General features: G+C 62.1%; 13 protein-coding genes. 8 read left to right on the forward strand and 5 right to left on the reverse strand.

All coding sequences use genetic code 11. From position 1 onward, the window contains the following. Nucleotides 1-23 precede the first annotated feature (23 nt). Nucleotides 24-1,355, reverse strand: coding sequence for an MATE family efflux transporter (locus QLG02_RS02525; RefSeq protein WP_282464430.1), 1,332 nt, complete (start codon nucleotides 1,353-1,355; stop codon nucleotides 24-26). A gap of 155 nt (nucleotides 1,356-1,510) precedes the next feature. On the opposite strand from QLG02_RS02525, the gene mscM reads away from it, so the two are divergent. From mscM to frdD, 7 genes are all read left to right on the forward strand, one after another. Next, nucleotides 1,511-4,789, forward strand: a complete 3,279-nt coding sequence (mscM, locus tag QLG02_RS02530; RefSeq protein ID WP_282464431.1) for a miniconductance mechanosensitive channel MscM — start codon at nucleotides 1,511-1,513, stop codon at nucleotides 4,787-4,789. A 22-nt stretch (nucleotides 4,790-4,811) separates the two neighbouring features. Further along, complete coding sequence (locus QLG02_RS02535; RefSeq protein ID WP_282464432.1) at nucleotides 4,812-5,531, forward strand: glycerophosphodiester phosphodiesterase; 720 nt, start codon at nucleotides 4,812-4,814, stop codon at nucleotides 5,529-5,531. 125 nt (nucleotides 5,532-5,656) lie between these two features. Continuing rightward, nucleotides 5,657-7,534, forward strand: a complete 1,878-nt coding sequence (locus QLG02_RS02540) for a methyl-accepting chemotaxis protein (protein ID WP_259230536.1) — start codon at nucleotides 5,657-5,659, stop codon at nucleotides 7,532-7,534. Between the two features lie 517 nt (nucleotides 7,535-8,051). Continuing rightward, nucleotides 8,052-9,836: a fumarate reductase (quinol) flavoprotein subunit gene (gene frdA / locus QLG02_RS02545; protein WP_011706984.1), complete on the forward strand. Its 1,785-nt coding sequence runs from the start codon at nucleotides 8,052-8,054 to the stop codon at nucleotides 9,834-9,836. After that, nucleotides 9,829-10,563 carry a succinate dehydrogenase/fumarate reductase iron-sulfur subunit gene (locus QLG02_RS02550; protein ID WP_011706985.1) on the forward strand — a complete coding sequence of 245 codons (735 nt, stop codon included), beginning with the start codon at nucleotides 9,829-9,831 and terminating at the stop codon, nucleotides 10,561-10,563. Before frdA ends, QLG02_RS02550 begins: the two co-directional genes overlap by 8 nt. Nucleotides 10,564-10,579: 16 nt before the next feature. Next, nucleotides 10,580-10,978 (forward strand): fumarate reductase subunit C, encoded by a 399-nt coding sequence (locus QLG02_RS02555; RefSeq protein WP_021138209.1) that lies wholly within the window; start codon nucleotides 10,580-10,582, stop codon nucleotides 10,976-10,978. A gap of 11 nt (nucleotides 10,979-10,989) precedes the next feature. Beyond that, nucleotides 10,990-11,346, forward strand: coding sequence for a fumarate reductase subunit FrdD (gene frdD / locus QLG02_RS02560; protein ID WP_011706986.1), 357 nt, complete (start codon nucleotides 10,990-10,992; stop codon nucleotides 11,344-11,346). Nucleotides 11,347-11,481: 135 nt separating this feature from the next. On the opposite strand, the gene QLG02_RS02565 is transcribed toward frdD, so the two are convergent. Next, nucleotides 11,482-12,180 (reverse strand): hydrolase, encoded by a 699-nt coding sequence (locus QLG02_RS02565; protein WP_282464433.1) that lies wholly within the window; start codon nucleotides 12,178-12,180, stop codon nucleotides 11,482-11,484. 93 nt (nucleotides 12,181-12,273) lie between these two features. On the opposite strand from QLG02_RS02565, the gene QLG02_RS02570 reads away from it, so the two are divergent. Further along, nucleotides 12,274-12,915 (forward strand): TetR/AcrR family transcriptional regulator, encoded by a 642-nt coding sequence (locus QLG02_RS02570; RefSeq protein ID WP_282464434.1) that lies wholly within the window; start codon nucleotides 12,274-12,276, stop codon nucleotides 12,913-12,915. 136 nt (nucleotides 12,916-13,051) lie between these two features. On the opposite strand, the gene QLG02_RS02575 is transcribed toward QLG02_RS02570, so the two are convergent. From QLG02_RS02575 to QLG02_RS02585, 3 genes are all read right to left on the reverse strand, one after another. After that, nucleotides 13,052-13,828 carry a hypothetical protein gene (locus QLG02_RS02575; protein ID WP_017409219.1) on the reverse strand — a complete coding sequence of 259 codons (777 nt, stop codon included), beginning with the start codon at nucleotides 13,826-13,828 and terminating at the stop codon, nucleotides 13,052-13,054. Between the two features lie 56 nt (nucleotides 13,829-13,884). Further along, a complete protein-coding gene (locus tag QLG02_RS02580) occupies nucleotides 13,885-15,105 on the reverse strand; it encodes a winged helix-turn-helix domain-containing protein (protein ID WP_282464435.1) in 1,221 nt (406 codons plus the stop codon). A 134-nt stretch (nucleotides 15,106-15,239) separates the two neighbouring features. Next, nucleotides 15,240-15,878, reverse strand: a complete 639-nt coding sequence (locus QLG02_RS02585) for a class I SAM-dependent methyltransferase (RefSeq protein ID WP_039215598.1) — start codon at nucleotides 15,876-15,878, stop codon at nucleotides 15,240-15,242. Nucleotides 15,879-16,050 lie beyond the last annotated feature (172 nt).

The following is a 16,050-nucleotide window of genomic DNA, read 5'->3' on the forward strand; positions in this document are numbered from 1 at the left end:
TTTGATGGCCGACTGACCACATGTCAGGCGGCGTGCAGGCCGGCCTCCTTGCCCATGGCCCGCCACATCACCAGCACCAGCAGGGTGCTGCAGGTGGGCAATGCCAACCAGACGCCGGATACCCCCCACAGGGAGGAGAAGCCCCACAGGAAACCACCGATCAGCACCAGCTTGCCGCCGGTGAGCAGTGAGGCGATGCGAGCCCGGTTGATCGCCTGGAAGTAGGTGGCCCCCACCAGCAGCAGCCCTTCCATCGGCAAGCCCCAGAAGTAGAGCCAGATGCCGAGGCTGGCCACCGGCAAGAGGGCCGCGTTGTCCCCGGCAAACAGGTAGACCACCCCCTCCGGCCACAGATAGAGCGGCAGCATGCCGCACAGGGCCACCAGCAGGGTCACCCCCAGCGCCAGGTTGCGTACCCGCAGCACCCGCGCCCAGTTGCCCGCCCCGGCGTTGAAGCTGGCGATGGGCTGGATGCCCATGGCGATCCCCTCGAAGATGAGATAGAAGAAGGCCTCGCTGTAGCTGATGACGCCGTAGGCCGCCACGTGCAGCGAGGTCCCCACCGCCAGCAGCGCCTTGTTGTGCAGCGCCAGCACCACCGACAGGTAGAGGTACATCAGAAAGCTCGACACCCCGAGTCGCAGCGTCTCCCCCATCAACCGCCAGTCGGGTCGCAGGGTGTCCCAGCCAATGCGCAGCTGACTGCGCGGGGTGAAGAAGTGCCACAGACAGAGGCCACCGGTCACCGCCTGGGAGAGCATGGTCGCAATGGCGGCACCCGCCAGTCCCCAGGGGATCACCGCCATCAGCAGGTAATCGAGCAGCACGTTGAGCACGCCGCCCCCCACCAGGATCCAGGTGGTGAGGCCGGGTCGCCCGTCGTTGCGCAGCAGGGCGGTAAACGCCATGGAGAGCACCGCAAACACTCCGAGCCAGGCATACCACTGCAGATAGGCGAAGCCGGCGTCAAAGATGACCCCCTCCGCCCCCATCCAGATCAGCATGGCCTCGCCGTAACGAATGCCGATGAAGGCGAGCAGCCCAGAGGCGATGAGCACCATCACCAGCGCGTTGCCGACGATGTGGCGTGCCCTCGCCTGCTCCCCCTTGCCCAGATAAAACGAGGCGAGCGCCGAGGAGCCCATGCCGATCAGCGCCCCCACCGCATAGAGCACGGCGCAGATGGGGTACGCCAGCATCATGCCGGCCAACCCGTCCTGACCCAGAATATGGCCGACGAAGATGCCGTCTATGGTGACATAGATGCCGGTGACCAGCATGGCGGCCACGGTCGGGGTGACGTAGCGCCAGAACAGGCGGGAAAGAGGGGCCGTGCCCAGATCGACTGCGGACATAAAACGCTCAACGGAGGGAAAAACGGCCAGAATGATAGCCAAAGCGGGCCGGGAACGCCCGTTATTTATGTTACAAATCATTAATATGGAAAACTTTACCCGCCCCGGCCCCTGCTTTAGGCTAGGGCGACCTCACCTGAACGGAAACGTGCGCCATGTTGCAACGCCTGCTCTGCCTGCTGCTCTCTCTCACTCTCCTCACTCCCCTTGCCCAGGCCGATGACGCCATCACCCAGGTGGAAGAGCTGCTGCAGAGCGTGCCCAAGACGGACACCCCGGAAAACCAGAAGTTGCGGGAAAGTTACCAGCAGGCGCTGCAATTTGCCCGGGAGGCCCAGCGTTATCGCGAGCAGGGCAAGGCCTATCAGCAGATCCTCATCGACTATCCCAAGGAGTCGGCCCGCCTCAAGGAGAGCCTGCACAACTACCAGCCCCAGCCTCGCCCGGCCCTCTCCTCCCTGAAAGAGGAGGCGCTGCGCCAGGCCATCGGCCTGAGCAGCAACCGCCAGCTCAACCTGCGCAAGGAGCGCCAGGGGGTGATGGACAGCCTCAACCAGCTGGAGAGCACCGGCCAGGAGTATCACCTGCGGGTCGACGAGCTGCGCAAGCAGTTGCAGCAGACCCGCGCCCTGCTCGACCGGCTCAGCTTCAGCAGCGAATCGGATCGCCAGCAGGATGCCCAGCAGCTGGTCACCCGCCTCAAGGAACAGAGCCTCTCCGACCGGATCCAGATGCTGGAGCTGGAGCAACTCTCCGCCCAGCAGCGCAACGATCTCGGCAAACTCAGACTGCAGGAGCTCAACCTCGCCATCACCGACGAGGATGAGTGGCAGACCAGCCTGCTCAACCAGCAGAACCAGCTGCGCCGCGACAAGACCGAGCAGGCGCTGGCAGAGAGCGAGCGGCTGCGCAAACAGCTCACCTCCGACATGCCGCTGCTGCTGGAGCAGCAACAGCAGAACCAGGCGCTCTCCATCCAGCTCGGCGCGCTGGAGGATCAGATAGAGCGGGTACAGGATGAGCAGCGGGTGATCGACAAGAACCTGTCGAGCCTGAACGATCTGGTCAACTCGGTGCGCGAGCAACTGGAGTGGCTGCAGATCAGCAACGCCTACGGCGAGAACCTGCGCAGCAAACTCTCGGATCTGCCCGCCTACTTCCCTCTCGACAAGCTGGAGTCGGCCATCGTCAACGCCCGCATGGCCAAGTACCAGTACGAGACCGAGCAGGACGCACTCAAGGACCCGCGCCAGATGCGCGATCAGCTGCTGGCCGCCGACGAAGTCGCCCTCGATCGCGCCCAGCAGGCGGTGCTCGACAATCTGCTCAAGGCCCGTCGCCAGCTGCTGACCCGGCTCAACGACGCCTCCGACAGCCTCATTCAGGAGCAGACCCGGCTCAAGCTGCTCTACAGCCGCCAGAACAGCAAGATCGACGAGATCCGCGAGCTCAGCGCCAGCCACCTGTTCTGGATGCCGGACGTGCGCCCGCTCACCCCGGCCGTGCTGCTCGGGGTGCCGGCGGCTCTCGGCCTCGCCCTCAACCCGGTCAACTGGCTGCAACTGCCCCAGGCCATCGCCGAGAACAACCCTATCACCCTCACCTTCGCCGGCATCGGCATCCTGGTGCTGGCCTGGTGCTGGTTCAAACTGGCTCGCCACCTGACCCACTACAGCCAGCACATAGCGCCCCGCATCGGCAAGGTGACCCAGGACAAGTTCAGCCTCACCAGCCGGCTGCTGATGCGCTCCCTGCTGGCCTCCCTGCCGCTACCCGCCATGGTGCTGATGGTGCGCGGCCTGCTCGACGGCGCCTGGCAATATCCGTTTGCGGTGGCGGTGGCCCGCGGCCTCGGCGAGATCTGGTTCCTGCTGTTGGCGCTCTTGATGGCCCGTCACCTGACGCTGGAGAAGGGGATCCTGATCCTCCATTTCCGCTGGCAGAAGGAGCGGGTGCAGAAGGTGTGGAGCCAGTTTCGCACCCTCTTGCTGGTGATCATCCCGAGCTTCTTCGTGCAGGGCATGGCCAACAGCTATCAAGAGCACGCCTTCTACGACTCCCTCGGCCGGCTGGCCTTCATCGTCGGCGCCCTCTGGCTGCTGCTGTTCTTCGCCCGCCTCAACCGGGAGCGGCTGCCGCTCACCTGGGGCCAGGCCGACATGACCAAGCCGCACCTGCTGCACCACTTCATCTGGAACAGCCTGATGCTGGCCCCCTTGCTGGCGGTGATCGGCTCCCTGCTCGGCTACTTCTATACCTCCCGCATCCTGCTGCGCCAGCTGGAGCTGAGCCTGCTGATGGGGCTGGGCTGCCTGCTCGTCTATTACCTGGCGCACCGCTGGATGCTGATCCAGCGCCGCCGCCTCGCCTTCGAGCGGGCCAAGAGCAAACGGGCCGAGATCCTGGCCCAGCGCGGCCGGGAAGAGGGGCATGACGAACTCAGCTCCGAGATCCCGGACGTGGTGGAAGACACCGAGCTGGATCTGGATACCATCAGCGCCCAGTCGCTCGGGCTGGTGCGCACCCTGCTGATGCTGGGCTTCACCATGCTGGTGGTGGTGCAGTGGTCCGAACTCAACTCGGCGTTCAGCTTCCTGCGCAGCATCGAGGTGTGGCAGGTGAGCAGCAAGATTGGCGGCATTGAACAGCTCTCCGCCATCACCTTGCAGGATCTGATGCTGACGGTGTTTACCTTCATCCTGACCGTGGTCACCGCCCGCAACCTGCCGGGCCTGATGGAGCTGACCCTGCTCCAGCACCTGAGCCTCTCCCCCGGCACCGGCTTTGCCATCACCACGGTGACCAAGTACATAGTGCTGGTAGTGGGGGCGCTGACCGGCTTCTCCATCCTCGGCATCGACTGGTCCAAGGCGCAGTGGATGGTGGCGGCCCTTTCCCTGGGCCTGGGTTTCGGGCTGCAGGAGATCTTCGCCAACTTCGTGTCCGGTCTCATCATCCTGTTCGAGAAACCGATCCGGCTCGGCGACACCGTCACCATTCGCGAGCTGACCGGCACCGTCACCAAGATCAAGACCCGCGCCACCACCATAGTGGACTGGGACAGGAAGGAGATCATCGTCCCCAACAAGGCCTTCATCACCGAACAGTTCATCAACTGGTCGCTGTCAGACGCCATCACTCGGGTGCGCCTGCGCATCCGCATCGGCCTGACCCAGGAGCCCAGAAAGATACAGACCATTCTGGAAGAGTCGATCCGAGCCTCCACCCTGGTGCTGGAGACCCCCTCCCCCGAGGTGTTCCTGATCGAATTCACCGACTCGGCGCTGATCTACGAGATCCGGCTCTATGTGAACAGCATGGATCACCGCATGCCCATCACCCACGAGGTCCACTCGCTGGTGCTGGAGAAATTGCAGCAACAGGGGCTGGGGCTGCCGCACCAGCAGATCGACATTCGTCTGAGCCGGGCCTGAGCAGGCACCACAGGAGTACATCATGCAGATCATTGCCCATCGCGGCGCCAGCGGGCTGGCACCGGAAAATACCCTCAAGGCCATCCGGCTGGCTCTGGCGCTGGGCGCCGGGGCCATCGAGATCGATGTGCAGCTGGCCGACGGCGAGCTGTGGGTGTTCCACGACCGGCGGCTGGAGCGCTGCACCGACGGCAGCGGCGTGTTGACGGCCCAGTCGCACGCCTATCTGGCGAGCCTGGATGCCGGTGAGGGAGAAGGGATCCCGACCCTGTGGCAGGTGATGGAGGCGATTGCCGGCCAGGCCGAGCTGCATATCGAGCTGAAGGGAGCACAAACAGCCGACGAGGTGGCCCGACTGACCCGGCTTGCCGAGGCCGAGCTTGGTTTCGGGCCCACGCAGTGGGTCGTCTCCTCCTTCCATCACCCGGAGCTAGCACGCTTTGCCGCCCTGCGCCCCGACATCCGGCTGGGGGCACTGACGTCCACCATTCCCCTCACCCTCGCCAAGTTTGCAGCCGAGCTGGGGGCCTGGTCGCTCAACTGCGACGTGGATTTTGTCGATCAGGCTCTGGTGCAGGATGCCCATAAGCGCGGGCTCAAGGTGCTGGTCTATACGGTCGATGAACCCGCAGATCAGGCGATGCTGGCTGCCATCGGCGTCGATGGCATCTTTACCAACCGGCCGGACCGCTTCCTGCCGTCGACCAAAAACGGACTCATTGTGCCAGGTGGAGTTCGATAACCGCTGATTTAAGCTATAAATTTAAAGGCGCACCGGGATACAAAAAGTTCTACTTTGGCCGATACAGTGTTGGCCCATAACAATAAAACCACACATCGCAGACTGACGCTCACAAGGATGTAAACATGAACTTATCCATCAAGAACAAGCTTGTCCTCGCCATCGGGGTCATTATCCTGGTCATCACCGGCCTGCAGGTCTGGTACAACACCACCCAGCTGAGAAGCGAAACCCAGCGCCTGATCTGGAGCTTCATCGACGACAGCTCGGCTGCCAATGTGAAAGGCATCTCCCGCTGGCTGGACGCCCGCATCAGCATGGTTACTTCCACCAAGGAGGCCTTCGCCAAGGAAGACGAACCCATCAGCCATCTGGCCCAATCCATGAATGCCGGCAACTTTGACCTGGTCTACGTGGGTACCAAGGATGGCAAGATGATCCAGAGCAAGCCGACCGATCTGCCGGCCGGCTATGACCCTCGTCAGCGCCCCTGGTACAAGGACGCCATGGCCGCCGGCAAGCTGGCCATCACGGCCCCCTACGCCGACATCACCACCGGCCAGCTGATCATCACCATCGCCGAGCCCTTCACCCGGGGCAATACCCAAGGGGTCATCGCCGGTGACGTCTCCATCGACGCCCTGGTACGCGATGTACTGGCCATCAACTCGGAAGGGACCTACGCCATCCTGGTGGACAGCAACGGCACCATCATTGCCCACCCGGACAAAGATCTGACCCTCAAGCAGGCCACCGCCATCTCCCCCGAGCTGACCGCCGCCAAGGTCAACGAGCTGGCCCATGACAACACCATCTCCGAGATGGATATCAGCGGCAAACCCAGCGTGTTCGACCTGACCGAGATCCCCAACACCAACTGGTATTTCGGCATAGTGGTGGATGAAGCGGTCGCCTATCAGTCCGTCTCCCGCATGGTGACCTCCGCCCTGCTGCAAGGTCTGCTCACCATCCTCATCGTCGCCGGCTTCTCCTATGTCGCCATCAACGGCTCGCTGGCCCCGCTGAAAACCCTGGGCGAAGCGATTGCCGATCTCTCCCGCGGCAACGGCGATCTGACCCGCCGCGTCAAGATCGAGCGTGAAGACGAAGTGGGTATCGTCGCCAAGCACGTCAACACCTTCATCGACCGGATCCACGTGATGGTGCAGGACATCTCCAACTCCTCCGGACAGCTGAACCAGCAAGCCAAGTCGTCCCACAACATGGCGGAAAAATCGAGCCAGGGTCTGGCTCGCCAGCAAAACGAGATCTCCCAGATCGCCACCGCAGTACACGAGATGTCAGCCACTGCAGTGGAAGTGGCCAGCAACGCCGAGCAGACCGCCGATGCGGCCCGCAGCTCTTCCAGCAGCTGCGAACACGGCAAGCAGGTGATCGCCCGCAACCAGCGCTCCATCACGGATCTGGCTACCCAGGTCAAGCAGGCCTCTGGCATCATTCAGGAACTGGAAAAGAATGCCCAGGAGATCAACACCATCCTCTCCACCATTCAGGGCATCGCCGAGCAAACCAACCTGCTGGCGCTGAACGCCGCCATCGAAGCGGCCCGGGCCGGTGAACAGGGTCGCGGCTTTGCGGTGGTGGCCGACGAGGTGCGGGTGCTGTCCCAGCGTACCCACAGCTCCACCGTCGAGATCCGCAGCATGATCGAAACCCTGCAGCGCAACACCCAGGGCGCCGTCAGCACCATGCACGAGGGTCAGTTGCTGGCCCAGAACAGCGTGGAAGATGCCAACGATGCCACCCAGGCACTGGAGCAGATCACCGCCTCCATCAACCAGATCTCCGACATGGCCACCCAGATCTCCAGCGCAGCCGAAGAGCAACGGGCGGTAACCGACGAGGTCAGCCGCAACATCCAGGCGGTCAAGGATGTCTCGGACGAGCTGGCGGTCGATGCCGACAGTTCGCGCCATCTGTCTGAACAACTTAAAAATATTTCAGGTGAACTGAGCAATCAGGTCGGCATGTTCCGGATCTGATCAACCGAAATCAAAGGGGCCACACAGGCCCCTTTTTTTATGAAAAAATGCTTTTGTTTCAATAGTTATTACCACATCAACCATCGGGACTATGGGGATGGAAATCCCCATACGAAGCGGTATCTCGTCATAAAGCAACGCATCAAGGCCGACATTCGGATTAGTTTTTTGAACCCAAGCACAGTATTGTTCTATCCGTGAATAATTCTTATTAAATATTTTTGATAAAAAACTTAAAAACTTTATGGGTAATACCTAAAAAGAGAGGTATTTCTCATTTTTTTGAAAGAAAACTACGTATAATCCTGAGCTTAAAATAACCATAGCAATGACAGCGGCTGATACCGATAACTGAAGGATGGCGATAATTACGGCGTTTTCATCCAAGGAATGGGGTGATTTTGATAAAAGTCACCATTGCCAAGCACTAAAACAAACCAGTTTGACTTGCATCAAGCCTGAATTTTTTTCATAGAGCAAAATCGTGCCCAGCAAATCTATCCCTAAGGAGGCAGATGTGGATATTATCAAGACCGATGTCGCCATCATCGGTGCTGGTGGCGGTGGCCTGCGTGCCGCAATCGCCATAGCAGAAGCCCACCCGGAGCTGGAGATCGCCCTGATCTCCAAGGTCTACCCGATGCGCAGCCACACCGTGGCCGCAGAAGGCGGTGCCGCCGGTGTCGTCCGTGATGATGACTCCCTCGAAAACCACTTCAACGACACCGTATCCGGTGGCGACTGGTTGTGTGAGCAGGACGTGGTCGATTACTTCGTCAACAATGCCACCAACGAGATGATCCAGCTGGAGCACTGGGGTTGCCCCTGGAGCCGCAAGCCGGACGGCAAGGCCAACGTGCGTCGTTTCGGCGGCATGAAGATCCCCCGCACCTGGTTCGCGGCAGACAAATCCGGTTTCCACATTCTGCACACCCTGTTCCAGACCTCCATCAAGTACCCGACCATCAAGCGCTTTGACGAGCACTTCTGCATGGATCTCATCGTGGAAGATGGCCGCGTCCAGGGCGTATTGACCTTCGACATCCAGAACGGCATCACCCGCTTCATCCAGGCCAAATCCGTCATTCTGGCCACCGGTGGCGCCGGCCGTGTCTACCGCTACAACACCAACGGCGGCATCGTCACCGGTGACGGCATGGCGCTGGCCTACCGCCACGGCGTGCCGCTGCGCGACATGGAATTCGTGCAGTACCACCCGACCGGTCTGCCGGGCACCGGCATCCTGATGACCGAAGGTTGCCGTGGTGAAGGCGGCATCCTGCTCAACAAGGATGGCTACCGCTACCTGCAAGACTACGGTCTGGGCCCGGAAACTCCGGTCGGCCAGCCGAAGAACAAGCACATGGAGCTGGGCCCGCGCGACCGTCTCTCCCAGGCCTTCTGGCAGGAACAGCAAAAAGGCCGCGTGATCCAGGGCCCGATGGGCGATGTGGTTCACCTCGACCTGCGCCACCTCGGCGAGAAGTACCTCAAAGAGCGTCTGCCCTTCATCTGCGAACTGGCCAAGGCCTACGTGGGTGTGGATCCGGTGAAAGAGCCGATCCCGGTCCGTCCGACTGCCCACTACACCATGGGCGGCATCGAGACCAACGGTCAGTGCGCAACCCGCATGCCGGGTCTGTACGCCCTGGGCGAGTGTGCCTCCGTCGGTCTGCACGGCGCCAACCGTCTGGGTTCCAACTCCCTGTCCGAGATCGTGGTATTCGGCAAGGTCGCCGGTGAGCACGCCGGTGAGTTTGCCAAGACCCAGCAACACGGCAACACCCAGGCGCTGGCCGCCAAGGCCGAGGCGCTGATCAAGCAGCACCTCTCCCTGCTCGATATCGACGGTACCGAAAACCCGGCCGATATCCGCAACGAGTTGGGCATGTCCATGGAAGCCGGGGTCGGTATCTACCGTACCGAAGAGCTGATGCAGGGCACCATCGACAAGATCAACGAGCTGAAAGCCCGTTACAAGAAGATCAAGATCAACGACAAGTCCTCGGTCTTCAACACCGACCTGCTGTACGCCATCGAACTGGGCTACATGCTGGACGTGGCCGAAGCCATGGCACACTCCGCCCTCAACCGGAAAGAGTCCCGCGGTTCCCACCAGCGTCTGGACGGTTACGAAGAGCGTGATGACGTGAACTTCCTCAAGCACACTCTCTCCTTCTACAACGGCGAAGGGGCCCCGACCATCGATTACTCCGATGTGAAGATCACTAAATCCCAACCGGCGAAACGCGTATACGGTTCCGAGGGTGAGAAACAAGACGAGGCTAAGAAGAATGGCTGAGATGATCGAAATTGAAATCCTGCGCTACCGTCCCGAGCAGGATAACGAGCCCTGGATGCAGACCTTCCAGGTGCCCTACCTCAAAGAGATGTCCCTGCTGGATGCGCTGCAATACATCAAGGATCATCTGGACTCTACCCTGAGCTTCCGCTGGTCCTGCCGGATGGCGATCTGTGGCTCCTGCGGCATGATGGTCAACGGTATTCCCAAGCTGGGTTGCAAGACCTTCCTGCGCGACTACCTGCCGGGCAAGATGACCATAGAGCCGCTCAACAACTTCCCGATCGAGCGCGATCTGGTGGTCGACATGTCCGACTTCATCGAGAAGCTGGAGAGCATCAAGCCGTACATCATCCCGGCCGAGCCGCGCAGCCTGTGCGACGGCGAGTACACCCAGACCCCGGCTGACATGGCGAAATATCACCAGTTCTCCATGTGCATCAACTGCGGTCTGTGCTATGCGGCCTGCCCGCAATATGGCATCAACAAGAAGTTCACCGGTCCGGCAGCACTGGCGCTGGCCTATCGCTACAACGCCGACAACCGCGACAGCGCGTCCAGAGAGCGGATGAAGATCATCAGCCAGGACGAGGGCGTCTGGGGTTGTACCTTCGTGGGCTACTGCTCCGAAGTGTGCCCGAAAGGCGTGGATCCGGCGGCGGCCATCCAGCTTGGCAAGGTCGAGAGCGCCAAGGACTACATGATCGCCATGTTCAAGCCAGATTGAGATCAGGAATGAGACCATGAACAACACCAATAGCAAACGTAAGCCTTACGTCCGCGAAATGAAGAAAGACTGGTGGCTGAAGAATGCCTTCTACACCGGTTACATGATCCGCGAAGGCACCAGCATCTTCGTCTCCATCTACGCCGTCGTGCTGATGTGGGGTCTGTTGCGGCTGGTACAGGGTCAGGAGGCGTTCAACGGCTGGCTGGAATCCCTGCAAAGCCCGATCGCCATCCTGTTCCATGTCATCGCCCTGGCAGCCTGCCTGTTCCACGCCAAGACCTGGTTCGCACTGGCCCCGAAAGCCATGCGCATCTTCCGTGGCGAAGACCTGGTACCGGAGAAGCCGATCGTCATCGCCCAGTATGTGGCGCTGGCGGTGGTATCCCTGCTGATCCTGATCATCGTGGCTTGAGGAGATTAATGATGAGACGTTCTGACGAACCCATTTACTGGGGACTGTTTGGTGCCGGTGGCATGGTGGTTGCTATGCTGCTGCCAGTGATTGTCCTCATTACCGGTCTGCTGGTGCCCATGGGCATCATGGACGTGGAGACCATGAGCTACGAACGCGCACTCGAGTTCGCCAGCTCTTGGTGGGGTGCCTGCATCCTGCTGGTGATCATCGCCCTGCCCATCTGGCACGGCATGCACCGCATCTACCACGGCCTGCATGATCTGGGGATCCACACCACCAAGCTGCACCACTATGTGTTCTATGGCTTCGCCTTCCTGGTGTCCGCCATCACTCTGGGTCTGCTGATGGTACTGGTATTCCAGTAAGCGCATCCTGACGCAACGACAAACCGGGCCAAGTGCCCGGTTTTTTTATAGCGTCTCTCGGCAACTCACACTGCAGTCAGATAGCGGGCCTGATCCCTTTATGGGACAAGGCACTCAGCAACTTTCCGCGTCCCGTCACCAGAGCTTCGGCGCCGGTTCACGGCCATTTTCTGCGTAGTAGAGCGACGGCAGAAACTGCGCCAGATAGCTGAACTCGCTGTAGCAGTGGCGCATCAGATTGAAGCCGATCTCGTCCGGCACCTCATCAAGTGGATTGGCGCAGGCCTTGCCCAGCAGGAAGCGGCTGCGCAGCACGCAGCCATAAGGGGTATCGCGCGCCAGGTGCAGCATCTCGCCATCCAGCGGTGCGCCCTGCTCATCCAGCGCCACCTCATCGCCAAAGCCGATGCGGGCGCAGATGGCGGCGGACAATGCCTGCGTCTCCCGGGCCTCGTGCAGCGGCTGCGGGGCGAACACCTCTTCGGCGGCGTGAAACCTGAGGCGGGCCGCCACTGGCGGCAGCTCGGCAAGCCACTCCACCGCATCTATGCTGGCCCCCACGTAGCGCTCTCCTCTTTTCCAGTGATGGTCCCAGCCCCGGTGCTCGACGTGGTCGTGCGGGTGCCACCACCTGATGTGCTGGGTCGTCTCGAAGAAGGTGAACCACCAATCCAGCATGCGCCCCTTGCAGCCGTGCAGATCGGTGCGGATGGCGACCGTCAGCAGGCCGTCGGTGCTGCGGGTCAGGCCCATTTCCAGGCACAGCGGCTGCGGCCTGAGCAACTCGTTGATGTCACTGACGCCCCAGGGGGCAAACAATGGGGAAGTATCCATGATGAGACTCCAAAAAATTAGGAAACGATGTTCGTTTCCCAATTTACGCTATGCCTGTATGCTGTGTCTGTCAATGCTTGTCAGGAGCCAATCATGTCGAACCAAACCGATGACGCAGTACCTTCACGCGGCCGGCCGGCCACCCCGGAATCCGACCTGCGTGCCGCCCTGACCGAGGCGACGCTGACCTTGTTGCTGAAGGGTGGGTACGGCGCCGCGACCGTGGATGCGGTGGCCAAACAGGCGGGGGTTGCCAAGAAGACCCTCTACCGCTTTGCCGCCAACCGCGACGAGCTGGTGGCGCAGGCGGTGCGCAGCTGGACCGATGCCTTTCAACCGGCCTTCGAGCAGGATGCCGCTCACCCAGGTGCGCTGGAGGAGATGCTGGAGCAGGGTCTGCAAGCCATTGCCAGTCAGGTGTTGAGCGCGCAGGCGGTCGGTATGTTCCGGCTGCTGCAGCATGAGTTCGCGGGGCGCGATGCCCTGCTGGCGGCCTATCAGGAGAACGGCATTGCACGCGGCAGAGCGACCCTGGCGGTGTGGTTGCAGCGCCAGCAACAACTGGGCTGGCTGCGCGAGCTGGACACCGCCCAGACCAGCGATCTGCTGCTGGCAATGACCATGGCGGAGCCGCTGCGCCAAATGGCGCTCGGCTTGCTGGCACCGGGCAGCGACATTCGCACGCGTATCGCCGCCGCCGTTGCCCTAGTTCTGCCCGGCCTGGTACGAGAATAAAGCACCCTCGGCAAGGAAGCTGCGCCAGGGCAACGGGGGAGATGACATCCGAGCACGGAACCTGCCCAAAAGCCGCCAGCCCCCCCCCATCACCGCCATAAAAAAACCGGGCGCCAGGCCCGGTTGTTGATGGTCGTCACTCTGTCGGCGGCAAAAAGCGGCGCATCACCTCGTCGCTGTAACCGCTGTCCTGAAACTCGATGAACACCTGATTGAGGCGGGTCACCAGCTCATAGGCCCGTGGCGACCCCTTGCTCACCAGCAGATAGAAGCCCTTGCGGCTGGGCAGGGCCAGGTTGAGCAGGCCGCTCTCGCTCTGGTAGATGCCAAGGCCGATGCCGCTCATCAGCGGCTCAATCTCGCTGGGCAGGAAGTCGCAGCGATCGCGCCCCAGCATGTCGAGCGCCTGCTGCAGCTGCTTGACCCGGCGCGGCTCCAGCGCCAGTCCGTAAGGGGCATAGTTGTAGCCGATCACCCCGCACACCCGCGAGCGATTGACCGTCTGCAGATCGGGCGCCTCGGGAAAGCGCCGCTTGAGGTAGAAAAATCCGAGGTGGGTGTAGTAGAGCGGCACGCTGTAGAAGGCATATTCCGCCCGCTCCGGCTTGTAGCTGGCATCCCAGGTCAGCTCGCACAAGCGGTTCTGGCGATAATCGGCCAGCTCCTGCTGCACCCGCGCCCAGGGCAGATAACGGATTTTGTAGGGCAACCCGAGCTTTTTCAGGGCCTCGAGCACCTGGGTCGTGGCGGAGCCGGTGAGACGGCGGGTGTCGGGCACACCATCCTTGCGCTCCCAGTAGGTGAAGGGAGCCCACTCGTTGCCCTCCCCCAGACAGATCTGCACCTCGGGCTGGGCCGCCTCCACCAGCCCGGCCAAGCCCCATCCCAGCAGCAACAACATGGATCGCGTCATCGTCTCCCTCCTTCGCTTCCCTTGCAGCTTAGTTCAGGTGGGGGTAACGCTCCCCGTCAGGGTGCCCTCTCCTGCCACAGGGCCAGCAGGGGGGCGGGGATGGCGCCGTAGCGCAAGGTCGGGGTCTGGTGCCAGTCGGCCAGCCGCTGCAGCGCTTTGGCCAGATCCTGCGCCAGGGTCCGGGTCACCCTGGCCCCCGCCTCCAGATAGAGGCTCTTTATCTCGAAGATCCCCTGCTGGCGATGGGCCTTGGCATCCATCCTGCCCACCAGCTTGCCGCGATGCAGCAGCGGCAGCACGAAGTAGCCGTACTGGCGCTTGGGCGCCGGGGTGTAGCACTCGATGCGATAGTCGAACTGGAACAGCTCGCTGGCCCGTTTGCGATCCCAAACGAGCGGGTCAAACGGCGACAGCACCGTGGTGTGGCTGGCCTTGAGGGTGCCGGACTGGGCCTGGGCCAGCTCGTCTGCCAGCGAGGCGTGCACGAAGGCGCCATGCTGCCACCCCTCCACCCGCACCGGCAGCAACTCTCCCTCGTCCGCCAGCTGGTGGAGCAGGGCGTCATATTTGCCGCGCCGCAGCCGATAGTAGTCGGCCACCCAGCCGGTCTTGACCAGTCCCAGCGCCCGGCAGCTGGCCCGCACCATGTCCCTTTGCGCCTGTTCCTGGCTCGGCAGATCCCGCTCGTCGCGCCACTCGGGCATCACCCGCTCGGCCAGATCGTAAACCCGCTGAAAATTGCGCCGCTCGCGCACCATCAGCTGGCCTGCAGTAAACAGCACCTCCAGGTGGCGCTTCTCCGGCTTCCAGTCCCACCAGCCGTTGCCCTTCCCCTCCTTGCGTTCAAAATCCGCCGCCCGCACCGGGCCGTGCTGGCGAATGCGCTCGATGATCTCGCCAATCTCCTGCTGATGGGTGGTGAGCCAGTTGGCCGAAAACTTCCAGCCCATGGCGGCGGGATCCAGCATGCGGTGGCGCAGCAGGCGGTAATCCTCCCGCGGCACGAAGCAGGCCTCGTGCGCCCAGTATTCGAAGATCTCGCCATCGGCCAGCATCTGCTCCAGCCAGCGCGGATCGTACTGTCCCAGCCGGCTGAACAGCACCAGATAGGGGCTGCGGGCCACCACCGAGATGGTGTCTATCTGCAGCAGCGCCATGCGGCGAATGGTGGCCAGCAGGTCGGCCGCTCGCGCCTTGCCACGCCGCGGCGTCAGCAGGCCCTGGGCCGCCAGTTGCAGATGACGGGCATCCTGCAGTGAAAGATGGGGAATCGACATGAAGAACCACTCCTTGGTATCGGGGGACGGGCGGCTGGCGGCGCCTGGGGCTCAATGCAGGGGAAACAGGCAAGCGGGCCACGCCAATCAGGCCATCAGCATGCCCAAGCCGCCGCCAAATGAAAATGCCTCGTTCAGGGTTTGGTGATGACCGCCACATCCGCGTGGGGAAACTCGACCTGCGCCTGCCAGCGGGCTGCCAGGGCGCGAAAGGAGGCTTCGGCGAAGAAGACGATGTGGGTCGGATCGTGGCGGTAGCGCCACTGCCGGAAGCGCTCATCCCCCAGCACCCGCTGGGTCTGCAGCACCAGCAGGCCGCCGGGCTTGAGGCAACCCCACAGCCCGTCCAGCACGGCGCGCGGGGTGGCGATGTGCTCAATCACCTCGGTACTGGTGATGAAGTCATACTGCTGCGCCAGCAGCTCGGGCTCATCGGCATAGAACTTGTCGTAACCCACCATCTGGTAGCCCGCCTCGCGCCCCATGGCGATGAGCGCCGGGCCCGGGCCGCAGCCAAAATCGAGGCCGCTGGCTGGCGGGGGCAGGCGGCTCAGCACCTCGCCGAAGGCCCGCTGTAGAAACTGGCGATAGCGAGGGTCATCAACCTGGTTGTCGTGGCCGTCATAGACCGCCTTCTCGCGCGCGGGATCCAGGTGCTCGGCCGCATCCAGCCAGACCAGCTCGCAGGCCCGGCAGCGATGGTACAGCTTGCCGGCCACCGGCAGCTCATAGGCATCGGCGGCGCAGCAGAGCGGGCAGGATAAGGGGGTCATGGCATCTCCTCTCGAAAGCGGGGCGGGCAGAAGTGGCCGCAGCTTGCCTGCCCGTCTGGCGGCTGACAAGGTTTTTGTCCGGCTGCCCCGTGTTCGGATCGCAGCTTTACCTCTCTTTTCAACCAGTTGCCTCTGTGTGAAACAGATTTTTTACCTCTTAAGGGTTTCTTAA

Source organism: Aeromonas sp. V90_14 (genome assembly GCF_029967615.1).
GTDB classification, from domain to species: domain Bacteria; phylum Pseudomonadota; class Gammaproteobacteria; order Enterobacterales; family Aeromonadaceae; genus Aeromonas; species Aeromonas hydrophila.

What these genes read in the sequence shown, in the direction of transcription:
- QLG02_RS02525 (WP_282464430.1), bottom strand. Translation starts at nt 1,355, where the DNA reads ATGTCCGCAGTCGATCTGGGCACGGCCCCTCTTTCCCGCCTGTTCTGG.
- mscM (WP_282464431.1), top strand. Translation starts at nt 1,511, where the DNA reads ATGTTGCAACGCCTGCTCTGCCTGCTGCTCTCTCTCACTCTCCTCACT.
- QLG02_RS02535 (WP_282464432.1), top strand. Translation starts at nt 4,812, where the DNA reads ATGCAGATCATTGCCCATCGCGGCGCCAGCGGGCTGGCACCGGAAAAT.
- QLG02_RS02540 (WP_259230536.1), top strand. Translation starts at nt 5,657, where the DNA reads ATGAACTTATCCATCAAGAACAAGCTTGTCCTCGCCATCGGGGTCATT.
- QLG02_RS02550 (WP_011706985.1), top strand. Translation starts at nt 9,829, where the DNA reads ATGGCTGAGATGATCGAAATTGAAATCCTGCGCTACCGTCCCGAGCAG.
- QLG02_RS02555 (WP_021138209.1), top strand. Translation starts at nt 10,580, where the DNA reads ATGAACAACACCAATAGCAAACGTAAGCCTTACGTCCGCGAAATGAAG.
- frdD (WP_011706986.1), top strand. Translation starts at nt 10,990, where the DNA reads ATGAGACGTTCTGACGAACCCATTTACTGGGGACTGTTTGGTGCCGGT.
- QLG02_RS02565 (WP_282464433.1), bottom strand. Translation starts at nt 12,180, where the DNA reads ATGGATACTTCCCCATTGTTTGCCCCCTGGGGCGTCAGTGACATCAAC.
- QLG02_RS02570 (WP_282464434.1), top strand. Translation starts at nt 12,274, where the DNA reads ATGTCGAACCAAACCGATGACGCAGTACCTTCACGCGGCCGGCCGGCC.
- QLG02_RS02575 (WP_017409219.1), bottom strand. Translation starts at nt 13,828, where the DNA reads ATGACGCGATCCATGTTGTTGCTGCTGGGATGGGGCTTGGCCGGGCTG.
- QLG02_RS02580 (WP_282464435.1), bottom strand. Translation starts at nt 15,105, where the DNA reads ATGTCGATTCCCCATCTTTCACTGCAGGATGCCCGTCATCTGCAACTG.
- QLG02_RS02585 (WP_039215598.1), bottom strand. Translation starts at nt 15,878, where the DNA reads ATGACCCCCTTATCCTGCCCGCTCTGCTGCGCCGCCGATGCCTATGAG.